The 20,557-nt window shown below is 64.9% G+C and carries 20 protein-coding genes and 1 pseudogene; 10 read left to right on the top strand and 11 right to left on the bottom strand.

Annotated features, from left to right (window positions below):
- Window positions 1–5: 5 nt before the first annotated feature.
- Window positions 6–809 carry an enoyl-CoA hydratase/isomerase family protein gene (locus D3H54_RS27040; protein WP_149382763.1) on the bottom strand — a complete coding sequence of 268 codons (804 nt, stop codon included), beginning with the start codon at window positions 807–809 and terminating at the stop codon, window positions 6–8.
- Window positions 806–2,080 (bottom strand): cytochrome P450, encoded by a 1,275-nt coding sequence (locus tag D3H54_RS27035; protein WP_149382761.1) that lies wholly within the window; start codon window positions 2,078–2,080, stop codon window positions 806–808. Before D3H54_RS27035 ends, D3H54_RS27040 begins: the two co-directional genes overlap by 4 nt.
- 155 nt (window positions 2,081–2,235) lie before the next feature.
- Between D3H54_RS27035 and D3H54_RS27030 the strand changes: the two genes are divergently transcribed.
- Entirely contained in the window at window positions 2,236–3,318 is a 1,083-nt protein-coding gene (locus D3H54_RS27030) for a Gfo/Idh/MocA family protein (protein ID WP_149382759.1), read from the top strand.
- Window positions 3,315–3,818, top strand: coding sequence for a cupin domain-containing protein (locus tag D3H54_RS27025; protein ID WP_149382757.1), 504 nt, complete (start codon window positions 3,315–3,317; stop codon window positions 3,816–3,818). The genes D3H54_RS27030 and D3H54_RS27025 overlap by 4 nt, the downstream gene beginning before the upstream one ends.
- 38 nt (window positions 3,819–3,856) lie before the next feature.
- Here D3H54_RS27025 and D3H54_RS27020 read toward each other — a convergent pair whose 3' ends face one another.
- Both D3H54_RS27020 and D3H54_RS27015 read right to left on the bottom strand, forming a co-directional pair.
- The gene (locus D3H54_RS27020) at window positions 3,857–4,981 is read right to left on the bottom strand and encodes a Zn-dependent alcohol dehydrogenase (protein WP_149382754.1); all 1,125 of its coding nucleotides are present in this window, start codon (window positions 4,979–4,981) and stop codon (window positions 3,857–3,859) included.
- 23 nt (window positions 4,982–5,004) lie between these two features.
- Window positions 5,005–6,477 carry an aldehyde dehydrogenase family protein gene (locus D3H54_RS27015; protein ID WP_149382753.1) on the bottom strand — a complete coding sequence of 491 codons (1,473 nt, stop codon included), beginning with the start codon at window positions 6,475–6,477 and terminating at the stop codon, window positions 5,005–5,007.
- Window positions 6,478–6,555: 78 nt separating this feature from the next.
- On the opposite strand from D3H54_RS27015, the gene D3H54_RS27010 reads away from it, so the two are divergent.
- Genes D3H54_RS27010 through D3H54_RS27000 form a run of 3 tightly spaced genes read left to right on the top strand, consistent with a single transcriptional unit; the run spans window position 6,556 to window position 8,798 of the window.
- Window positions 6,556–6,993: an FAS1-like dehydratase domain-containing protein gene (locus D3H54_RS27010; protein WP_149382751.1), complete on the top strand. Its 438-nt coding sequence runs from the start codon at window positions 6,556–6,558 to the stop codon at window positions 6,991–6,993.
- A 26-nt stretch (window positions 6,994–7,019) separates the two neighbouring features.
- Window positions 7,020–7,445, top strand: a complete 426-nt coding sequence (locus tag D3H54_RS27005) for a MaoC/PaaZ C-terminal domain-containing protein (RefSeq protein ID WP_149383771.1) — start codon at window positions 7,020–7,022, stop codon at window positions 7,443–7,445.
- Between the two features lie 12 nt (window positions 7,446–7,457).
- The gene (locus tag D3H54_RS27000; RefSeq protein WP_149382749.1) at window positions 7,458–8,798 is read left to right on the top strand and encodes a TetR/AcrR family transcriptional regulator; all 1,341 of its coding nucleotides are present in this window, start codon (window positions 7,458–7,460) and stop codon (window positions 8,796–8,798) included.
- On the opposite strand, the gene D3H54_RS26995 is transcribed toward D3H54_RS27000, so the two are convergent.
- Window positions 8,791–9,975, bottom strand: coding sequence for a CaiB/BaiF CoA transferase family protein (locus tag D3H54_RS26995; RefSeq protein WP_149382747.1), 1,185 nt, complete (start codon window positions 9,973–9,975; stop codon window positions 8,791–8,793). The two genes, D3H54_RS27000 and D3H54_RS26995, sit on opposite strands and share 8 nt — an antisense overlap.
- 104 nt (window positions 9,976–10,079) lie before the next feature.
- Here D3H54_RS26995 and D3H54_RS26990 point away from each other — a divergent pair, with 104 nt between their 5' ends.
- The gene (locus D3H54_RS26990; RefSeq protein ID WP_149382745.1) at window positions 10,080–11,192 is read left to right on the top strand and encodes a CaiB/BaiF CoA transferase family protein; all 1,113 of its coding nucleotides are present in this window, start codon (window positions 10,080–10,082) and stop codon (window positions 11,190–11,192) included.
- Between the two features lie 77 nt (window positions 11,193–11,269).
- On the opposite strand, the gene D3H54_RS26985 is transcribed toward D3H54_RS26990, so the two are convergent.
- From D3H54_RS26985 to D3H54_RS26975, 4 genes are all read right to left on the bottom strand, one after another.
- On the bottom strand, window positions 11,270–12,193 hold the full coding sequence (locus tag D3H54_RS26985; RefSeq protein WP_149383770.1) for an alpha/beta fold hydrolase: 924 nt from the start codon (window positions 12,191–12,193) through the stop codon (window positions 11,270–11,272).
- Window positions 12,194–12,484: 291 nt separating this feature from the next.
- On the bottom strand, window positions 12,485–13,342 hold the full coding sequence (locus D3H54_RS26980; RefSeq protein WP_210419605.1) for a 3-carboxyethylcatechol 2,3-dioxygenase: 858 nt from the start codon (window positions 13,340–13,342) through the stop codon (window positions 12,485–12,487).
- Window positions 13,343–13,404: 62 nt separating this feature from the next.
- Window positions 13,405–13,557: a DUF7156 family protein gene (locus D3H54_RS31345; protein ID WP_168214981.1), complete on the bottom strand. Its 153-nt coding sequence runs from the start codon at window positions 13,555–13,557 to the stop codon at window positions 13,405–13,407.
- Between the two features lie 15 nt (window positions 13,558–13,572).
- A complete protein-coding gene (locus D3H54_RS26975; RefSeq protein ID WP_149382743.1) occupies window positions 13,573–14,487 on the bottom strand; it encodes a spirocyclase AveC family protein in 915 nt (304 codons plus the stop codon).
- 384 nt (window positions 14,488–14,871) lie between these two features.
- On the opposite strand from D3H54_RS26975, the gene D3H54_RS26970 reads away from it, so the two are divergent.
- Entirely contained in the window at window positions 14,872–15,801 is a 930-nt protein-coding gene (locus D3H54_RS26970) for a protein kinase family protein (protein ID WP_286199015.1), read from the top strand.
- A gap of 65 nt (window positions 15,802–15,866) precedes the next feature.
- Window positions 15,867–16,907 (top strand): spirocyclase AveC family protein, encoded by a 1,041-nt coding sequence (locus tag D3H54_RS26965; RefSeq protein WP_168214980.1) that lies wholly within the window; start codon window positions 15,867–15,869, stop codon window positions 16,905–16,907.
- Here the strand turns inward: D3H54_RS26965 and D3H54_RS26960 are convergent, their stop codons facing one another.
- Window positions 16,908–17,498, bottom strand: coding sequence for a TetR family transcriptional regulator (locus D3H54_RS26960; protein ID WP_149382739.1), 591 nt, complete (start codon window positions 17,496–17,498; stop codon window positions 16,908–16,910).
- Between the two features lie 172 nt (window positions 17,499–17,670).
- On the opposite strand from D3H54_RS26960, the gene D3H54_RS26955 reads away from it, so the two are divergent.
- Entirely contained in the window at window positions 17,671–18,849 is a 1,179-nt protein-coding gene (locus tag D3H54_RS26955; protein WP_149382737.1) for a cytochrome P450, read from the top strand.
- Window positions 18,850–18,857: 8 nt separating this feature from the next.
- On the opposite strand, the pseudogene D3H54_RS26950 reads toward D3H54_RS26955, so the two are convergent.
- Window positions 18,858–19,777 (bottom strand): annotated as a pseudogene (locus D3H54_RS26950) (TIGR03619 family F420-dependent LLM class oxidoreductase).
- A 169-nt stretch (window positions 19,778–19,946) separates the two neighbouring features.
- On the opposite strand from D3H54_RS26950, the gene D3H54_RS31965 reads away from it, so the two are divergent.
- Window positions 19,947–20,522 (top strand): hypothetical protein, encoded by a 576-nt coding sequence (locus D3H54_RS31965; protein WP_286199014.1) that lies wholly within the window; start codon window positions 19,947–19,949, stop codon window positions 20,520–20,522.
- Window positions 20,523–20,557: the final 35 nt, after the last annotated feature.

Raw genomic sequence — 20,557 nt, 5'->3', positions numbered from 1 at the left:
CGTCGTCACCATCCGGTGAACTCGGTCGGACGTTTCTCGACGAACGCCTGCACGCCCTCGGTCGAGTCGTGCGAATAGGACTGGATCTCCTGCGCCATGGCCTCCGCGACGAACGCACCGGACCGATCGGTGTCGGGGGAGTCGTTGAGCAGACGCTTGGTGAACGCGATGGCGCTCGTTGGCGAACCGGCAAGCCTGCCGGCGAAATCCGCCACGACGGTGTCGAATTCCTCCGTGCTGACGACGCGGTTCACCAGTCCGAGCGCCAACGCCTCGGCGGCGGTGAGCCGCTCCCCAAAGAAGGTCAGCTCCTTGGCTTTCTGCATACCGATGCGCCGGGGCAGTAGGTAGCAGCCGCCGCCGTCGACAACCAACCCGCGCTTGACGAACGACTCTGCGAAATAAGCGTTCTCGGTCGCGATCACCAGGTCGGATGCGTACACCATGTGTGCGCCCAACCCGGTGGCGGCGCCATGGACCGCGGCGACCACCGGCTTGTTGCAATCGAGGATGCCGGCCACCAGTTTCTGGGCGCCGTTCATGATGCGGCGCGTGGGCTCCATGACCCGCTTCTGACCCTGTGCCCGGCGCTCGGCCAGCGAGCCCACGTCGGCCCCCGAGCAGAAGTGCTTGCCGTTGGCCCGCAACACCACGACCCGTACCTTCTCGTCGCCGTCTGCGTTGGTCAACAGTCCGATGAGTGCGTCCCGGTCGTCGGGTCGCACCGCGTTGGCGGCCTCGGGTCGGTTCAGCGTGATGGTCATGATGCCGTCCGCCACGACGGACAACACCGGCTCGATCGAAGTCATGGTGTGTAGGTGGCCTTCAAATGTTTGATGCCGTTGACGAAATTCGACCTCAGCATGACGGGTTCCCCAGCCGCAGTGATGTCCGGGTAGCGTTGATAGAGCATCTTGAACGCCACGTTCAACTCGAGCCTGGCCAGGTGCGCCCCAAGACAGTAGTGCGGGCCGGGGCCGCCGAAGGCGATGTGATTGTTGGGCTTTCGTGAGATGTCGAACGCCTCCGGATCGTCGAACACCGCGGGGTCGCGGTTGGCGGCCGGATACCAGACCACGACCTTGTCGCCCGCGTTGAAGACATGGGTGGCGTCACCGTTGGCGTCGGTGAGCGTGACGCCGTCACGAGTGACCGTGCGGCGCATGTGGATCACCGGGCTGGCGCACCGCAGGATCTCCTCGACCGCTGTCGGTGCCAGCCGGTCGTAATCCGCCAGCAGCCGGTCGCGTTGGTCCGGATGAGCACTGAGGATCAGCAAGCCGTGGGTGAGCGCGTTGCGGGTCGTCTCGTTGCCCGCGCCGATCAACAGGATGAAGAACTTCGCCAGCTCCTGGGGCGTGAGGTTCTCCTCGTCCGAGGTGACCAGCTTGCTGATCACGTCGTCGCGGGGATGGGCGATGCGGTCCTCGGCGATGCCCTTCAGCAGTTCGATCAGCTGCTCGCTGATCTCGGTGACGGCCGCCCCGATGCCCTCGACCGTCTGGTCGGGCACGTACTCGGGGTCCGAGGCGCCCAGCACGATATTGGTGGCGCGCAGGATGAACTGCTCGTGCTCGCGGGGCACGCCGAGCATGTTGTCGATGATGCGCAGCGGCAGCAGCGTTGCGAACGAGGAGACGAAGTCGCACTCACCCGAGCGCGGCATCTCATCGAGGATTTCCGCGGTCGTTTCCTCGGCCAGCCCGCGCAACGCGGACAGCATCCGAGGACTGAAGCCGCGGGAGACGATCTTGCGCAGCCGCATGTGTTCGGGATCATCCATATCGATGATCGAGCCACGGTACTCGCGCAGCTCCGCGCTCTGGTCGAAGATCTGCGTGCCCTGACCAGAACTGAAGTCTTCGGGCCTGCGGCTGATGTCGCTGACGTCGCGGTGCGAGCCGACCGCCCAGAATCCGCGCGGCCGGGGCGAGTCGGACCGGTTGGTTCGCACGAATACGGGGGCGCCGGCATCGCGCAGCCGCTGGTAGAGCTCCGCTCGGTCGCCCGGGTGGTCCTGCCACCACTGCAGGTCGATCAGCGGTGCAAACTGCTGCTCGTCGATGTCAATCGCGCTCACAATTCCCGATTCTGGCACTAGTGTCACTTTTAGGCAATGGCGGGGCACCCGACCAAATCGTTGGATGTGGTGCGGTCCGGCTCTTGAGTCCCATAGATATCTAACATTAGTGTCACTAGTTGGAGACCGATTTTGGAACAGATCGAGGAGCGCATATGACGTTGCGGGTCGGCATCATCGGCGTGGGCTGGGGTGCGCACGTGCAGGTGCCAGGTTTTCGGGCGGCGAAGGGCTTCGAACCCGTCGCCCTTTGCGCGCGGACGCCTGAGCGGCTGGAGCGGGTCGCCACCAAACTGGGCATCGAGGCAACCTCGACCGACTGGGAGTCGTTCGTGACCCGCGACGACCTGGACGTCATTTCCGTTGCAACACCCACCGTGCTGCATCACGACATGACGCTCGCCGCCTTGGCGGCCGGTAAGCCGGTGCTGTGCGAGAAGCCGCTTGCCGGGGACCTCGATGCGGCCCGTTCGATGGTGCGTGCTGCGGCCGCGGGGAATGTGCCCACTGCCTGCTGCTTCGAGAACCGCTGGAATCCAGACTGGTTGGCCGTCGCGGACCGGGTGCGTTCGGGCTTCCTCGGCACCCAGTACTTTGCGCGAGTCAGCCGCAGCGCCTCCTACTGGCACCCGGGCCATCCACTTCAGGCGAACTGGATGTACGACCGCGAGCAGGGCGGCGGTTACCTGGCCGGCATGCTGGTGCACGACCTGGACTTCTTGTGCAGCCTGCTCGGGCGCCCGGTCTCCGTCTGTGCGGAGGTTCGCACCAGCGACCCCGTGCGCGTCCTGCCCGACGGAAGCACCCTGCACGTCACCGCCGACGACACCGCCGCGCTGTTGATGCGCATGGAGTCCGGGGTGACCGTTGTCCTCAGCCTCTCGGTGATGGGCGCTCATGCCGATCATTACCGCCTTGAATTGTTCGGAGCTGATGGCACGATCATCGGCGATGGCGATTTGCGCTCGGCGGCATACAGTCTCGGCGCCGCCACCGATGACGGATTGAGCCCACTGACTGTCGATGAACGAGAGCCGGACCATCCTGAGCATCTACCCAAAGGCCTGGCGGGGCACGCCAGCCGGGCGATGGCGCTGATGCTGCAGGACTGGCTGCCTGCCTTCGACGGCGGCCCCAGTGCGGCAGCCACGTTCGAAGACGGGCTGCTGTCGCTGGCCGTGATCGACGCGGCGCACCGCTCGGCGGAAGGTGGCGGTTGGGAAGCGGTGCAAATATGAGGGGCGGACCCTCGATCAAGCATCTCGACGACGTGCCGGCCGAGGAGATGCTCCGCTACGAGTTCGCCGACGGCCACACGGCGTCGATCTGGGAGAAGTGGATTGAGCTGTCGCCCCGCTACTTTGCCTTCTGGAACAAGTGGGATCCAGGCGCGATCTCCCCTCAGCACGGCCACACCGGCGATCACAGCAACTTCATCCTCGCCGGTGAGATCCGCTGCGGTGACGTGGTAGCCGGCGCAGGCACCCACATCATGCTCGAGTGGGGTGACGTGTTCGGCCCCTGGGAGGCCGGCCCGGACGGCTGTGAACTCTACGGTTTCATCGCGGGCGAGGGACAGCCGTTCAGTGGCGACACCGCCGCATACGAAGACCTGCTCGAAGCTCGTGGTGCCCGCCCGGTGCAGCTGCCCATGCCAAAACGCTTGCCGCCCTGGATATTGGCCAAACTGGGCGGCTCGTTCACATCATCGGTCACCCAGTGGGGGCCTACCGCCTGACGGGTGTCGGTGGTGGTGCCCGATCACCCGAGGCGGCGTTACGTCTCGGCGGGCGGATAGATCAGCACGCCGCGAATGTTGGCGCCCGCGTGCATGTCCGCGTAGCCGTCATTGACCTTCTCCAACGGGTAGGTGCGGGTGACCATCGCGTCGAGGTCCACCTGTCCGGCGCTGCTCAGCTCGAGGATCTTGGGGATGTCGGCCCGCGGATTGCCCGAGCCATAAAGGGTTCCGATGATCTGCTTTTCGGTAAGGGTCAGGTCCATCAGATTGGCCCGGATCTCGCGCTCGAGCATCGGGTGGATGTTGGTGACCACCAGCTTGCCGCGCTTGGCCGTCATGGCCAGCGCCTGGCCGACCAGCTGGCCGTCGCCGACTCCCATCGCGCAGATGAACTTGTCGACGCCGCGGTCCCAGGTGGCTTCGGCGACTACTCCTTTCGCTTCCTTCCAGTCGGCCGCGGTGTGAGTGGCGCCCATCTTCACGGCCTCGGCGCGTTTGTACTCCGACGGGTCGATGACGGTGATCGTGCGGGCCCCCGCCAAGCGGGCGCCCTGAACCGCGGCGGCACCGATGCCTCCGACGCCCGCGATCGCCACAGTGTCACCGGGCCGGACGCCGGCGGCATAGACCGCAGACCCCCACCCCGTGATGAATCCACAACCCAGCAGGCACGCGGTTTCCAGCTTGTAGTGCTCCGGGATCTTGACGCAACTCGCCTCGTGCACGACGGTGTGGTGTGCGAAGGAGCCGACACCGCAAGCCAGTGCGATGTCCTCGCCATTGATGTGGTGGCGTGCGGTCTCGTCGTGAATTTGCATGCCGGAGTAGATCTTTGCGCCAAGGTCGCACAGGCTCTGATGACCGGTCGAACACGACGGGCAACGACCGCACGACGGGATGAAGCTGAACACCACATGGTCGCCCGGACTGAGCCAGGACACGTGGTCGCCGACAGCTTTCACGACGCCCGCGCCCTCGTGCCCGCCGATGCAGGGCAGCCGGATCGGCATGTCACCGGTCACCAGGTGGTCGTCGGAGTGGCACATGCCTGACGCGTGCAATTCGACCAGTACCTCAGTGGCCTTCGGCTCGTCGAGTTCGATGGTCTCGATCGACCACGGCGTGTTGCGCTCGAACAGCACCGCTGCTTGGGTTTGCATTGAATTCCCCTCCAGCCCAATGGCTAGCGAATGATGGCTTGATACTCGGTGAAGCCCGCGATGCCCTCAGGGCCGCCCTCGCGGCCAAGGCCGGACTGTTTGAAGCCACCGAACGGGCTCGCGAAGTCGAGCACCGCGGTGGAGTTGACCGCCACCGATCCGACCTGCAGTTGCGCCGCGACCTGTGCGGCCCATGCGTCGTCAGCCGACCACACCGCGCCGACTAACCCGTAACGGGAGTCGTTGGCAAGGGCCACGGCCTCAGCGGCAGGGTCGGGACCCGAGTCATCGTAAGCGATGACGACCGCGACCGGACCGAAGACTTCCTCGCGAGATATCTCCATGTCGTTGCTCGCTTCGACGAGCGCGGGAGCCACGAACCAGCCTGGGCCGCTGAGCGATTCACCGCCGACCAGCACGGTGGCGCCGCTGTCGCGCGCGCGTCGCAGGAAGCCCTCGAATTTGTCGCGCGCGGCCTCGTTGATCAATGGACCGATATCGGTGCCCCGATCGGCGGGATCGCCGACGGTCAGGCCGGCGAAGGCCGCGGTCAGCGCCGCGGCGAATTCGTCGTAGCGACTGCGGGGCAGCAGAATGCGCGTGAGCGCTGCACACAGCTGGCCGTTGTTGCCGACCACGCCACCGACGAGCCCAGGCACCGTCGTCTCCACCGGCGCGTCCGGCAGAACGATGGCCGGTGACTTGCCGCCGAGTTCGAGGCTGCAGCGGCGGATTCGTGATCCGCACGATGCGGCGATCCGTCCGCCGACCGCCGTCGAGCCGGTGAAGCTGACCTTGTCGACATCTGGATGCGCGGTGAGAAATTCGCCGGTGGCGGCTCCGCCGTTGACGATGTTGACGACACCATCGGGAATCCCGGCTTCCTCCATCGCGTCGGTCAGCACGCCGAATTCGAGAGGTGCGTCGGGCGCAGGCTTCAGCACCACAGTGCAACCGGCGGCGAGCGCGGGCCCGAGCTTCAGTGCCGCGATGAACAGCGGCGTGTTCCACGGAACGATGGCCGCGACCACCCCCACGGGAACCTGTCGCACGTCCACGGTGCCCCCCGTCATCGAGGGACGACTGACCGAGAAGGGGTAATCGGGGGTGATGCCGGCGTACGCCTTGAGAACCCCGGTCGCGGTGATCACCTGGCCAAAGGTGCTCCACGACCTGGGCGACCCGATCTCGGCGGTGGTGAGGTCTGCCAGATCACCTTTGCGTGCGGCAAGCGCGTCGGCCAGCCTGCCCAGCGCCGCACCGCGCTCGGCGGGGGAGGCTGCTGCCCAGGTGGGCAGGGCTTCGCGGGCAGCGGCGACGGCCGCGTCCACTTCCGTGGCGCCTGCCACGCCAATCGTGCCCAGCACAGCACCGTCGGTCGGCGACGTCACGGCCAGAGTTTCGGTGGGTCCGTTCACCCATTTGCCTGCGACGTAGCTTGCCGCCAACTCGTTAGCCCACACGCCCATGGCCACTGATTCTGGCACCTCTGTCATCTTTGGACAAGCAGCTCATTCGTGGTGAAGGCCATTTCCAGTTCCCACAGTGCAGATTTTCTGACACTATTGGTCACTATGACTTCATCGCGCGGCAACGACGCCGATCTGGACGTTGGGCGGACCTGGGAGGTCGTGGTCGAGCGTGGGAAGATCGGCGAATTCGCCGATGCCATGCTCACCGATGATCCCGCCTATCGCGGTCCCGACGCCATCATCCCGCCGACATTTCTGACCAGTGCCGCCCGCTGGGCGCCACCGGGGGTACGGGTCAACGTGGGTTTCGAGCGCAAGCGCCTGCTGCACGGCGAACAGGAATACGTCTTCCACGGCGACCTGCCCGCGGCAGGTGACACGCTCACCGCGCAGGAGAAGGTGGTCGATAGGTTCGCCAAGCCGGGCAAGCGCGGAGGCGAGATGCGATTCGCCACAGTGGTGACTGAATATCGGGACGCTGCAGGCACATTGGTGGCTGAGGCCAAAGCCACCTTCATCGAGAGAGCGGCGAAGCAGTGACCGCGACGGCCGCTCTGAGCCCGGGGATGCAGGCACCGGCCCGTGAGTTCGGCCCACTGACCCGCCAGATGTTCGTGCGCTACGCGGGGGCGTCCGGCGACCTCAACCCCATGCATTACGACGACGAACTCGCACGTTCGGCGGGTTACCCCTCGGTCTTCGCCCAAGGCATGTTCTCCGCGGCTCTGCTGGCCGGGTTCGCGACCGACTGGCTCGGCGCGCGCAACGTGCGGCGTTTTGGAGTCCGTTTCCGTGACCAGGTCTGGCCGGGTGATGTGCTGACCTGCGCAGGAACGGTCACATCGGTATCCGAGGAGTCGGCCGGAGAGCGGTTGACCGTTGAGTTGACCGCGACCCGCCAGACGGGCGATGTTGCGCTCACCGGGACCGCGGAGTTCTTTATCCCGCGAAACACCGCCCACCGCGACGCACGGGCTTCGGATCGGCCATAGGCTGAAACGACCATGTCCGAAGCCTCGATCGTCCGCCGGTCCAGTTACGGCCCGTCCAGCCCTGCCATTGGCGCTCGTGGTGCCAGTACCCGGGGCCGGATCACCGAGGTCTCGCTGGAGTTGTTCGGCAGGTTGGGGTATTTCGACACGTCCGTGGACGCGATCGCCAAGGCCGCGGGAGTGTCCCGCGCCACGCTGTACCAATACTTCAAGGGCAAGGACGAGATATTTCTCGAGCTGCTCAACGAGTGCGGCGGTGCCCTGTTCCGCGTGGCGCGGCGTATCGGCCCTCTCGGCCCTGACGAGGTCGGCTTCGACAACCTGAACTGGTGGCTGGGCGAGTGGAGTTGGGTGTTCGAGAAGTACTCGACCATGTTCATCCAGTGGACGGCCATCGCGTCGTCGGACACGAAGGTGCGCCCCGAAATCACCCGCTTCGTGCGCAGCTACAACCACCGGGTCGCCGAACGGCTCGCCGCATCGGGGCTTGAGGGCATCGACCCCGAAGTCGCCGCTATGACGATGACCGCGCTTGTGCACCGCATGAACCTGTTCGTGCACACCAACCGCGCCTACGGGCGCAGCGCGAAGGACACCGTCGACACGCTGTCGGTGTTCCTGCAGCTGGTGTTGTTCCCCGATACCCCGACCGCGGTGTTGACGTCGCTACGGTTGCATGCCAGCAGCGACCCGGCGGGCGATGTGGACGCCGTCGAGTTGCCCGAGGAACCTGACGTCGAGGGGTTGTCCATCGCCGAACGCGTTGCCCCGCTGAGCAAACGGGCCGTCAATACGGTGACGGCGCTTGCCGATGCCGGTGCCGCCCAATTCCGCGCCCGCGGCTACCGCAGTACCAGCGTCGACGACATCGTCGCGGCGGCCAACGTGGCGCGGGGCACGTTTTACAAGTACTTCACCGACAAGCAGGACCTGCTCGCCGCCGTGGCCGCCGAAATCTACGAGGCCGGGATCGCGTTCGCGGAGCGGATCGCGCAGGTCGATCCGTTGTCCGAGGGGGACACGCTGCAGCACTGGCTGGCCACGTACGTCGACTTCTACGACCGGTATTCGGGTTGCATCGATGCCTGGGCGGAGGGCACCACCGACGACCCCACGATTCTCGGCATCGGGGAACATGGCCAGGTGGTGATCGACGTCGGCGCGGCAAGGATGCTGGTGAGCGCTCCGGGGGCGTATCCGTTCGACCCGGTGGTCTCGGCGCTGATTCTGCGCGCGCTCGTCACGCGCGTACCACAGGCGGCACTCGACATGGACGAGCCCATCGGCCACGACGACGTCATCGAGTTGTTGGTGTCGTGCATCAGACGCGGGTTCTACGGCCGCGCTACGTGACGCCCGCGGTGGCGAATTCGTCGATCTCGAGCGGCGAATAGCCCAACTCTGCCAGTATCTTTCGACTGTGTGCGCCAAGTGCGGGCACGTCCCCGAGTCGGGGCTCGACGCCAACCAAGCCAACCGGTGGCACCAGGGCGCCCGCCTGCCCGCCGGGAATCTGGACCTCCTGCCAGCGTCCGCGGTCGGAAAGCACCGGATGCTGCCATAGCTGTTCGACATCGTTCATCCGGGCGTGCGCCACGCCGGCTCGCTCCAGGAGTTCTTCGAGTTGCGCTGCGGTCAATCCAGCGACCGCTTCGGTGATGATCGCATCCAACTCGTCGCGATTGGCCACCCGATCCGGGTTCGTGGCGAACCGCGGGTCCATCACCAGATCGGTTCGGTCCAAGACGATTTCGCAAAGGCGTTGCCACTCTCGCGGATTCTGGACAGCCAGCAGGATCGTCCCTCCGTCTCCGGCGGTGAAGGGTCCGTATGGCGCGATTGTCGGATGCCGGGCACCCGAGCGCGCCGGCGCCGCGCCCCGATAGTGGCCGTAGTAGAGCGGTTGGGACATCCATTCGACCAACGCATCGAACAACGACACGGACACCGGGCGCACCACCCCGGTGGTCGCGCGTGCGTACAGGGCGGTGAGGATCCCGGAATAGGTGAACATGCCCGCAGCGATGTCGGCTATCGAAACACCGGTCCGCGCAACGTGAGTGGGTGAACCCGTCACCGAGAGCAGCCCGGCCTCGGCCTGCACCAATAGGTCGTACGCCTTGCGACTCCGCCAGGGGCCGTCGTCGCCATATCCGCTGATCGTGGCGGTGATGACCTGCGCGTGCTGGTGGGCCACCGACTCGGCATCCAGACCCAGTCGCCCCGCGGCGCCGGGTCCCAGGTTGTGCACGAGCACGTCGGCGCCGTCGAGCAGCTGGTGTATCACGCGGCGGCCGGCGGGCTGTTTGAGGTCGAGGGTCAAAGACTCCTTGCCGCGGTTGAGCCATACGAAGTAGCTTGACTCGCCATTCACGGCACGGTCGTAGCCACGGGCGAAGTCACCGCCATCGGGGCGTTCGACCTTGATCACGCGCGCCCCGAGGTCGGCGAGTTGGCGCGTGGCATACGGCGCGGCCACGGCCTGCTCCAGGCTCACGACGGTGATGCCGTCAAGCGGCGCAGCGGTCATTGCCTTTCCCTCCCGGGGGCTATCGTGACATTAGTGTCAGATGAAAGCTAGCAGAAGGCTCAATGCCCATACCGGACAGCAAATGAAGATGTTCATTACGTCAGATGTTCTATCCTAGTCCCGTGGATGATGGCGGCGCGCCGGTACTGACAGGCCCGCTGGCGGGCGTGACGGTCGTCGAACTGGCCGGCATGGGCCCCGGGCCGCACGCTGCCATGCTGCTCGCCGATCTGGGTGCCGAGGTGATCCGGGTCCAGCGACCCGGGGATGGCACCGGGGGAGCCCAATTGCGAGGGCGCCGAATCGTCTCGGCCGACCTCAAAGACGCCGCGGACCTCGACCGGGTGCGCAAGCTGATCGACGGAGCTGATGTCCTGCTTGAGGGATTCCGTCCCGGGGTCACCGAACGACTCGGTCTTGGTCCCGACGAATGTTGCCGTCGCAACCCGGGATTGGTCTATGCCCGTATCACCGGCTGGGGCCAGACGGGTCCACGTGCTCACCAGGCCGGGCACGATATCAACTACATCGGGCTCACCGGCTTGCTGCACGCCATGGGCGACCCCGACCGGCCGCCCACCCCGCCGCTGAACCTGATCGGCGATTACGGCGGCGGTTCGATGTTCGCCGTGGTCGGCGTGCTCGCCGCATTGTTCGAGCGGCACACCTCCGGGCGTGGCCAGGTGATCGATGCCGCGATCGTGAACGGAGCGCCGGTGCTCGGCCACGTGTTGTGGTCGATGCGTGCCGATGGCAGGTGGTCAGAAGACCGTGGCAACAATGTGTTCGACGGCTCGGCCCCGTTCTACTGCACCTATGAGTGCGCTGACGGCAGGTACATCGCAGTGGGTGCGCTCGAGCCGAAGTTCTTCGCCGAGCTGCTGCGGGTATTGGGGGTGGAAGCGGCTGCGGTGGGCGCACAGCGGGACCAGACCGGCTGGCCGGCGATGCGGGAGCTTTTCGCCGGAATCTTCGGGCGCCACCCGCGCGACCATTGGACGCGCGCATTCGCCGATACCGATGCGTGTGTTACCCCGGTGCTGACCATCGCCGAAGCGATGAACGATCCACATTTGTTGGCGCGCAACGTGTTCCACGATATTGGTGGGGTGCGTCAGCCGGGCCCGGCGCCGCTGTTTTCGAGAACACCCGCACCGGTGCCTGCCGTTGCGCAAATCGGCCCCGTCGTGCCGGGGTCGCAACCGCCAACCCGGTGATCCGCTCTGGCACCGGTGCAGCCGCTTCGGGAGCCAGTGCGATCGGTACTCCGAACCGGTCGGCACCGCGCGCGAAGCTAGGTAATCGACCACATCTCGAGCAATGTCCGAAGCGTGGCCACAAGAGCCAGCGGTTGATCAAGCATGGGGTGGTGGCCGGCCGCAGCGAGCTCCACAAAGGGCCCCCTGAGTTCAAGCATGCTCCGGATCCGATCGGCCATGTCGGGCGACACCAGGCCAGCTTCTGAACGGACATATCCAATACGGCAGGGCATCTCGGCTATTGACCGCTCGAGCTTTTCCTGATTTGCCGGCATTCGGCCGAGGCTGGTGTCAAAGACGGCGGGATCGAATTTCCAAGACCATCCGGTCGGTGTTTTCCGTATCGACTCCTCGGCAATATGGCTCCAAATGTAGGGCAGTACCGTCTCCTGCGTGGGTACGGGCCGGAATCGGGCGAGGATTTCTTCCCTGGACATATCACCGCCCGAGTGGCGTTTTCGATCGCGAAGTCGTGCCTCTTCTGGCGCCTGGTCCCTTAGCGGTGAGTCGATGACGATGATGCTGTCGATCTGCTCGCCGTAGTGAGCGGCCGCCGCGGATGCGACAAAGCCGCCCATGCTGTGACCCACAATGGTTGGCCGACCAGACGGCCCGGCTGCGGCTCCGGCGGCGAGCACTTCACGCGCCCATGTGTAGGGGTTGTACTTGCCGCGAGGCTCACTATCGCCATGTCCGCTGAGGTCCAGGGCTATGACGCGATGGGACTTGCTGAAGAACGGTGCGATGTGATCCCACCATCCGGAATGAGCTGCTCCGCCGTGAACAAAGATCAAAGGCGGTAGGCCGGAATTTCCCCATGCGCGCAGATGTATCCGGCAGCCGTCAACGTCGATGTCGGAGTGTTGGGGCTCCTCGGTCAGTGCGCCGACAAACCAAGCCGGCGCCGTCGAGCTCGGTGAAGGCTCGCCCGCACGGGGCTTCCTTCTAACGATTGGCATCGCGCTCACTTTCTGTCCGATAAGGAGGCGTGCAGTATTTCGCTTCACCCGACATAGCCGTGATGTCCATTGGCCCCCGACAATCTAGCTGTGCAGCCCGATCGTACTAGCGCCCATAATTTATCTGGGTGATCCCGGTTAATATCGGTTGGTGTGCTCTGCGCAGCTGGCGTTGTCCACTGGGCGCGGGTCTTCGCGGGCAGCGGTCGCGTGCGTCACGCCGGTGCTGAGAGCGACCTAGGCGATGGAGGACCCACACAAGAAGTGCCGCACCGTGTTCGACGTCGATGGTCACCCCGAGGTGGCGACCGCCATGCCGGTTATCCACTCCGGCACCGGCTCGTAGACCAGCGGCGTGACGGGGCGGGCTCCCCCCGCGGCGCCGGCCGCGAGCCAGGTCCTGACCTCGTTCGCGCCGGCACCGGCTCGTTCGTGAGCGGTGTCGACGAGTCGGATCAATGCGTCCGCGTCCCAACTGGCCATCGCGTCCAGTACTTCAGTGTCCCAATCCGGCCGAATCTTGTTGCGCGCGTCGGCCATACCCTCGGAGATGATGCGCGCTCGATCCTCGTCGCTGAGATCGTAAGCGTCGACCTCCAAGCTCGGCGGAGCGTGCGACAGCCCGCCCGTGCCGATCACCAGCACCCGCTCGGCGAGCCCGTCGAGGAATCGGCCGACCTCTGCACCGAAGTCCCGGACCCGGCGTCCGGCGGGCAGGGGAGCGGTGGCACAGTTAACGGGCACGGGAATAACCGGCTTGGCCGCCAACTCGCCGACGAGGTCCCGGACAGGTTGGGCGAACGCGTGATCCAGTTCGATGTCGCGGCACGCCGCCACGTCGTAGCCCGCCGACAGGAGGTGTTCGCACAGACCGCGCGCCAGCGCCGAGGGGACGTCGAGGGCACCGGCCGGGTGGCCACCCTCGGCCAGAATCGATGCTGACAATGCCACTCCGAACGCCGGCACGACGTGGCGGAAGGCGCGGCGATGGTCGCCACCGAACAGCACCACCACGTCGGGGTCGAACCGCGCTACGCGTTCGGCCGCCTCAGCCAGCGCGGAACGGAACCGATGTCCGAACGCACGCTCGACATCGCGTTCCTTGCCTGGGCTGTGGCTTGCGCAGACAACCAGTCGCTCTGACGCCATGTCCTCACCTCCTGCAGAAGTGACACTCATGTTAGATGAGCCGGGCGCCTGACCGCGAGGCCTCACCCCTCGACTACGATGCCCTGTGTTAGTGCGACGACGATGCCGAGGATCACGATGAAAGCCACGCAGCCCGCGACGAGCTTGATGGTCTCCTGCCACAGTGCGGAGTTGGTCTGCGGGGGAAGGAAAAACTCAGGTGGAAGATCTTTCATGCCGGCTCCTTGGGTTCAGGGGATGTAGGGGCTCTCGGCACCAGTCGCCCAGCGCATGATCACCAGCGGCAGGACCAGGAACACAAAGAAGCTGATCTGAAAGACGACGAACCAGGCGCCGAGTCGCATCAGCTCGAAACGCCAGCGCGGAATCGTGACCTCGTAATTCAGGTAATCATCGAACTGCTGCTGCTTGGTCTGTCGGGCCTCCATGGTGGCAACGGCACCCACAACTGTGCCAGTGGGATCGCTCAATGAACTCGGCGGCGGCTTGGGCACCGTGAAGCGGTCTAGTCGGCAGAATCGCTCGAAGTGGTTCAGCCCGCGAATCGGGGGCTTGCCTGCCCAGTAGGCGATCAGGTTTGGCCATGTGCACATGATGCCGACGGTCCAGAGCAGCGTGATGCGGCCTCCGTTGCTCCACTCCAGCACCGGCCCGATGCCGGGATCGTAGGTCCACCAGCCCATCGCGGTGGCCGCCCCCTCGACGATGAAGTCCCAGATGTAGTTCACTGGGATCGCAAGTATCACCATCGATTTCAGCATGCTCCAGCCGAACTTCGACGCCACCCACTGGCTTAGCCATAACACCAGCAGGGCATGCACTCCCCAGTACATCGCGTAGGCGAATGGCATGAACAGCGGGTCGTGTGGGGTCTTGAGGGGCAGCCACTCGAGCAGATGATGTTCGGCGAATGTCGGGCTGTAGAAGAGCATTTGCCCCCAGTCGCCGATGGTCTCCATCCAGTACACGGCGAGGCTGTTGAACAAGAAGAGGAAGCCCCAGGTCAAACGACGACGGCGGACAGCGTCGGCGATCGCAAGCACGATGAGGATGCTGCCGCCGATGGGAATGACCCAATTGAAGAACCACACGCCGGACGGATTGAGGGTGGCCGGTGGCACCAAGCCGGTGGCGGTTATCGGCATCTTTGCCTCTCGTCGCACGAAATCAAGAAATGATGACGACCGGAATAACGTAGCGGCTTCGTTATCTACTTGTATAACCTAGTTTACTATAGTTAGTTTGTCACGAATATTGCGACGAAGGCGAATGCCATGGAGAACTCAGGTGTGGCGGCTCGGGCGCGCCGGCGCAGTGCGAGAACCAACGTCAAGGCAGCGGGCTCATTGGTGGCGGCTGTGCTGCCGAAGCTCCCGGGGGCAAGGCCGTCCGCGTCCGCCGAAGTAACGGCCGAATGGCTGACTAAACACGTAGGCGGCGCATCGGGCGCTGTGGCGCAGCGGGTTTCACCACTCGACGGCACAACGGGCACGACCGATCGGCGGCGGCTTGCTGTCGACTGGGATGACGTGGGGGTAGCGGCGGGACTCCCCGCGCAGCTGTTCGCCAAAAGCACCCCACTGTCGGTGAAGAATCGCACGATGGTGGCGACTCTGGGGATGGCCGTCAACGAGGCACGTTTCTACAACCAGGCGGCGGACGACCTGAACGGGGTTGCGCCGCATGCCTGGTACGCCCACGCCGGCGCCGGGGCCCGGTTTCTGATCGTGCTCGACGACATCGTCGCCGCCGGCGGGCGACCGTATGCGTTGGCCGATCGGTGCGACCTGGCGCATGCCCAAGGCCTTGTCGACGCGTTCGCGACTCTGCACGCGCAGTTTTGGGAAAGTCCACGGCTGCTCGGTGACCTGTCGTGGGTCCGAACCTGGAGTACCCGAACGGGATACGGCATGCTCAAACTGTTTTATGCGCGCGGTCGCCGGGGCGCGCTGCGTCGGGATCGGCTCGAGGTGACGCCCGCGGTGCGCGCCGTCTGCGCCGCCCTCGACCGCCATGCCGAGGCGTACTACCGGGAATTCGAGGCTGGGCCGTTGACTTTGTTGCACGGCGACTCTCATCTCGGTAACACGTTCGCGTGGCCGGATGGTCGTTCAGGTCTTCTAGACTGGCAGGTAATCTGGCGCGGTCCGGGGTTGAGAGAGGTGTCCTACTGGATGACCACCGGGCTGGAGCCAGAGCTGCGTCGCACACACGAGCGGGAGTTGATCGCGCGCTACCTCGACGGCCTGCGGGCCGGGGGCGTCGATGCTGTTCCGAGCAACGATGTCGCGTTCGATCAGTATCGGCTCTTCACGGCCGAGGCCTGGGATGCGACGGCGATGACCGTCAACTGGCCTGGCCTTCAGGAGCAGAAGAACACCGACGCCGCGTTTCGCCGGGCATGCGTGGCAGTCGACGACCTGCAGACCGCGGCGTTGATGAACGAACGCTATCGGTAGTCGCGCCGTTGACACTATGACAGTGAACTGCCATCTTATTAGGACATTGCCAGGAAGGCGTTGCAGTGACCGAACTGAAGAGTCCTAACCGCACCAAGTCGACCGCTGTAGTATCCGCATCGCCCAAAACCCTTCGGCCGGTGCTTTTCTGGTCGAGTGTGGGCGCGGTGTGCGTGCTGGTCGCGGCTTACGTGTACATCTCGTGGATCGTGTCGGGAAATGCGTCGCCGGTGAACCCGGGTCCCGATCCGATCCCTGGGGGCACCCGATTCGCGATGACCGCCTTCCAGATTGTCTGCCCGACACTGGCACTGGTCGCGATCGTCTACGTCGTCCGCAAGAGTCTGCGTGAGCGGCAGCTCTGCGTCGAGGCCGCCGTCGTGATCGGGTCGACAATCGCGTGGTGGCACGACCCGCTGATCAACTGGTTTCAACCGGTGCTGTTCTACAACGCCGGCCTGGTCAACTTCGGTAACTGGATGGAGAACGTGCCAGGTTCGCTCAGCCCCGGCAGTCGGTTGATGGCCGAACCGGTGCTGATGATCGGCATGATCTACATCTGGATGCCGCTGGCGATGGGTTCGATCGCGCGATGGGCCATGGGCCGCGCCCGCCGTCAGTGGCCGACGCTAGGGCCGGTCCGCACGTTCTGCTGCGGTTGGTTGGCGGTGTATGTCATCGAATTTCCACTCGAGATCTTCGCGGTGCATCACGGATTGGTTGCCTATCCCGCATCGGTCCCCGGCGTCACGCTGTGGGCCGGGCAGACCGTCCAGCTGCCGGTGTACGGCCCGATTCTGTGGTCCCTGGTGCTCAGCAGCAGCGGTGCCCTGATGTTCTTCCGGAACCGCGCCGGGCAGATCCGGGTCGAGGCGGGTGTGGAGACGCTGGGCTCGGTGGGCAATCGAACCAAAGGACTGCTCCGAGTGCTGGCGGTCACCGGGTTCCTGCACGTGGTGGCGATCGGCGTGTATGACCTGCCGGTGAACCTCGCCGGTCTCTATGCCGGACCCACCGAGACCTACCCGACCTATTTGCGCACGCAGTACTGCGGACCGGACACTCCTCGCGCCTGTCCGGACGGCACCCGGTTCGACGACCGGTAGCTATTTCAGGACCGCAGGCAGCGCGGCGAACTCCTGGCGGATGATGTCGTCGAGGGCGCGGCCCGGCGTCGCCAACCACTGGTTGAGTGCGCGCTCCACGAGCAGCATGCCGACTGATGCGAGCAGTCGGCATTCGCTGTCCGGCGTGGGCAGGCGGCGTCGCTGCGCGATCACCTTCGCCACCGTCTCTGCGTTGGCCTCGTGATTCCTGCGCTCCCTCCCGAGCAACACCAGCGACGACGCCACGGCCTCGTGGTACTGCGCGATCCGCTTGCGGATGCGCTTGAGCCCCGGCGCAAGCAACGCGAATGAGTTCGCCAGCGCCTCGAAGTCGGATGCGCCGTCCGGCTGCGCGAGGTACACGCCGCTGACGGCGTCGATGAAGTCGTATTCACCGAAGAACAGCACCGATTCCTTGGTCGGGAAGTACCGGAAGAACGTCCGGGGCGAGACGCCTGCACTTGCAGCGATCTCGTCCGTCGTCGTCTCGTCATAGCCGTTGGCGCTGAACAGATTCAGTGCTGCCTCCAGCAGTGCCATCCGGGTTCGGTCCGCATGCTCATTTCGTGGCGAACGGTCACCCCGTGCCATCTGCAAACCTCCTGGCCGTGTCCGCTGTTCTGACATTACAACGAGAGCGGGTATCGGCACATCGTTGACACCGCTCGTCGCGACGACGATACTTTCGCACATGTGACAGTGAACTGTCACATATTCTTCTGGATCGTCAGTATGGCCCCACGTGAGAGGATCCTCCACCGATATGACCGAGCTCAGCGTAAACGGCACCCTGAACATCAATGACCTGCCGTTCACCGACGACCGCTCCCGCGCGTGGCGGGAACTGCGCGAAGCGGGCGAAGCCGTCTTGTCCGGCGAGGAGATCGTGCTCACCAGTGCCGAGGCGGTGGAATTCGCGGCCAAGAGGCCGCAGATTTTCTCCTCGGCAAAGGCTTTCGATGTGCTGGGTAGCCCGGTTCCCCTCGTACCCATTGCAATTGATCCGCCCGACCACACGCGGTTTCGCCGGATGCTTGACCCGTTCTTCAGTCCCAAGAAAATGGCCGAGCGTGAGCCCGAGCTGCGTCGGCAAGCGGGTGAACTCATCGACGCGATCGTCGCGAAGGGCGAATGCGAAGTGGTGGCCGATCTCGCCACGCCGTTCCCGTCGCAGGTGTTCCTGACTCTGTTCGGTCTGCCTATGGCAGACCGCGACAGGCTGGTTCATTGGAAGGACGCGATCCTGCAATTCACCGACCCCGGTAGCGGTGAGCCGACCCCCGAGGTCCTCACCTATGCGCTCGAGCTCTTCACCTACCTCAACGAACACATCGCCGAGCGGCGGTTGGACACCTCCGGCAGCGATATGCTCACCCAGTTGATCCACGACACCGACGACGGCGGCATGAACGACAACGAAATTCTCGGCCTGTGCTTCATGTTCGTGCTGGCCGGCCTCGACACCGTCACCTCGGCCGTCGGGTTCGCGTTGGCCAAGCTCGCTTCAGATCCTCAGCTGCGGCAGCGGATTGCCGATGACTTCTCGGTGATACCGGGGTTCATCGAGGACTTGCTGCGGGTCGACGGTCCCGTCCCGTTCGCCCCGCGCGTCACCACCGAGGAGGTCGTGGTGGCCGGCCGAGTAGTGCCGAAGGACACCAGGGTCATGCTGAGCTACGGGAGTGCAGACCGCGATCCCCGGCGCTATGCCGGCGCCGACGAGGTACAACCGGACTCCAAGGCCGTCCACTTCGCGTTCGGACGTGGCCCGCACAGATGCCTGGGCTCCCACCTGGCACGGTTGGAGTTGCGGCTGATTCTCGAGGAGTGGCACACCCGGATTCCCGAGTACACGCTGGCCGGCGACAAGTCACCTGAGATGCCTTGGCCCACGGGCACAATGGGCCTGCGCGCGGTCCCGCTGAACATCAAGCCGGCATAGCCTGTGGTTCAGCCCACCTTGGGGATGATCTCCTCGGCCACCCACTGCATGTGGTCCAGGTAGGCGTTGAAGTCGTTCAGCGGCGGCGGATTCACCCAGGTGTCGGTGACCCGCGTTCGGCCAACATGTTGCAGTTGTCGATGACCTGTTGAGCGCTCTGGCCGAACTGCGCATTCGGGTCGTCGACGATGGTGTGCTCCTGACCGATGGACAGGACGGCCAGACTATAGAAGACCGAGAAGGGCCGGTCGTCGAAACCGGGTTGGGAGCGCAGGTAATCCAGTTTCGCGGGTAACTCGTCCGGCTTGGTCAGCCACGGCGCCCAACCGTCACCGAACCGCGCTGCCCGGCGCAGCACCGCGTCAGCGTCGCCGCCCATCCACACCGTCGGGCGCGGTGCGGAGATGGGTTTGGGTCCGAACGCGATGTCATCGAACTTGACGAATTCACCGTCGTAGCTCGGCGAATCGCTGTGCCACAGCTCGAACATCGCTTCGAGGTATTCGTCGGTCAGCCGGCCGCGTTTGGTGAACGGCACGCCGATCGCATCGAATTCGTCCTTGAGCCAGCCGACGCCAACAGTGATTTGTGCGCGCCCGCCGCTGAACCAATCCAGCGTCGCGATTTGTTTGGCGGCGATGATCGGGTTGTGCAGCGGAAGGATGGTGACCATCGATCCGAGCGTGATTGTTGAGGTGGCGCCAGCGATGAAGGCTTGGGCAGTGGTGGCGTCGAAGTAGTGATTGCCGGAGAGCTCGACGTGCGCTGCAGGTGTGAAGAAGTGTTCGGGCAGAAAGACCATGGAGTAGCCCAGATCTTCGGCCCGTTGCGCCACTTTGGCGATGTCCCGGCCCCCCAGGTCGTGCTCCCACGGCTGGGTGATGGCGGCGACATGCATGCAGTTAGGCAGATAGACAGTGAATCGCATTGTGCACCTCTCGATTTCAGCGCACCGGTGTCACATCCTAGGTGGGCCGACCACACCGGAGCCGTGGGCTGCAACATTATGGCAGTTCACTGTCAAACGTCAACACTGATGCCGTAGGGTGTGAAGGCATCCATGCTGACAGTCGCCTGTCGCCGGCCCCGGGAGGCTCATGAACGGCATCACCACCGTATTGACGGACCCGACCCGAGGGGAGAGCGCACCGAATCGGCTCTGGACGCTGACCAATGCCGGTGAGGCGACCCCTGACATCCTGTCGCCGCTGTGCTGGTCGCTGTGGGGAACCGGTGTCGAATTCGCGTCGAGAGCGGGGATCCATGACTTCGGCGTGCTGCCCGCGTCGGCGCTGGTCGTGCCCGACGACCCGAACCAGTGGAGTACGGCGTGTTTTTTCGGCAGGCAGGCAATGAACGTCGACCGTGCCCGGGAACTGGCGGGCCTGTTGCCCGGCATGACCGGCGACGACTTCGAACGGGACCTGCTGGGTTCGGTCCGCCCCGATGCCACCCCACCAAGAGCAATCCGAAACGACTACCCGTCGTCGCCGTCAAGACCCCGCTGGTGTTGTTGCGAAGCCGGGCAGCCGCGCGCGACGTCCACGCGCGACAAATGGCGTGGTGGCGCAGCACTGTACTGCCCGGTCACCATGACGACGCCAAGACGCTGCTCACCGACTCCGTGCAGCGGTTCACCGCAACGATGCGCGTTCATGTCCGTAGCCGCATGATCCTTAACGCGCTGCGATCCCGAGTGGAGTCGATC

This window comes from Mycobacterium sp. ELW1, assembly GCF_008329905.1.
Classification (GTDB): Bacteria; Actinomycetota; Actinomycetes; order Mycobacteriales; family Mycobacteriaceae; genus Mycobacterium.
Note: the sequence above shows the minus strand (reverse complement) of the source record. Positions and strands in the feature narration are given on the sequence as shown.

What these genes read in the sequence shown, in the direction of transcription:
- D3H54_RS27040 (WP_149382763.1), bottom strand. Translation starts at nt 809, where the DNA reads ATGACTTCGATCGAGCCGGTGTTGTCCGTCGTGGCGGACGGCATCATG.
- D3H54_RS27030 (WP_149382759.1), top strand. Translation starts at nt 2,236, where the DNA reads ATGACGTTGCGGGTCGGCATCATCGGCGTGGGCTGGGGTGCGCACGTG.
- D3H54_RS27025 (WP_149382757.1), top strand. Translation starts at nt 3,315, where the DNA reads ATGAGGGGCGGACCCTCGATCAAGCATCTCGACGACGTGCCGGCCGAG.
- D3H54_RS27020 (WP_149382754.1), bottom strand. Translation starts at nt 4,981, where the DNA reads ATGCAAACCCAAGCAGCGGTGCTGTTCGAGCGCAACACGCCGTGGTCG.
- D3H54_RS27015 (WP_149382753.1), bottom strand. Translation starts at nt 6,477, where the DNA reads ATGACAGAGGTGCCAGAATCAGTGGCCATGGGCGTGTGGGCTAACGAG.
- D3H54_RS27010 (WP_149382751.1), top strand. Translation starts at nt 6,556, where the DNA reads ATGACTTCATCGCGCGGCAACGACGCCGATCTGGACGTTGGGCGGACC.
- D3H54_RS27005 (WP_149383771.1), top strand. Translation starts at nt 7,020, where the DNA reads ATGCAGGCACCGGCCCGTGAGTTCGGCCCACTGACCCGCCAGATGTTC.
- D3H54_RS27000 (WP_149382749.1), top strand. Translation starts at nt 7,458, where the DNA reads ATGTCCGAAGCCTCGATCGTCCGCCGGTCCAGTTACGGCCCGTCCAGC.
- D3H54_RS26995 (WP_149382747.1), bottom strand. Translation starts at nt 9,975, where the DNA reads ATGACCGCTGCGCCGCTTGACGGCATCACCGTCGTGAGCCTGGAGCAG.
- D3H54_RS26990 (WP_149382745.1), top strand. Translation starts at nt 10,080, where the DNA reads ATGTTCTATCCTAGTCCCGTGGATGATGGCGGCGCGCCGGTACTGACA.
- D3H54_RS26985 (WP_149383770.1), bottom strand. Translation starts at nt 12,193, where the DNA reads ATGCCAATCGTTAGAAGGAAGCCCCGTGCGGGCGAGCCTTCACCGAGC.
- D3H54_RS26980 (WP_210419605.1), bottom strand. Translation starts at nt 13,342, where the DNA reads ATGGCGTCAGAGCGACTGGTTGTCTGCGCAAGCCACAGCCCAGGCAAG.
- D3H54_RS31345 (WP_168214981.1), bottom strand. Translation starts at nt 13,557, where the DNA reads ATGAAAGATCTTCCACCTGAGTTTTTCCTTCCCCCGCAGACCAACTCC.
- D3H54_RS26975 (WP_149382743.1), bottom strand. Translation starts at nt 14,487, where the DNA reads ATGCCGATAACCGCCACCGGCTTGGTGCCACCGGCCACCCTCAATCCG.
- D3H54_RS26960 (WP_149382739.1), bottom strand. Translation starts at nt 17,498, where the DNA reads ATGGCACGGGGTGACCGTTCGCCACGAAATGAGCATGCGGACCGAACC.
- D3H54_RS26955 (WP_149382737.1), top strand. Translation starts at nt 17,671, where the DNA reads ATGACCGAGCTCAGCGTAAACGGCACCCTGAACATCAATGACCTGCCG.
- D3H54_RS31965 (WP_286199014.1), top strand. Translation starts at nt 19,947, where the DNA reads ATGAACGGCATCACCACCGTATTGACGGACCCGACCCGAGGGGAGAGC.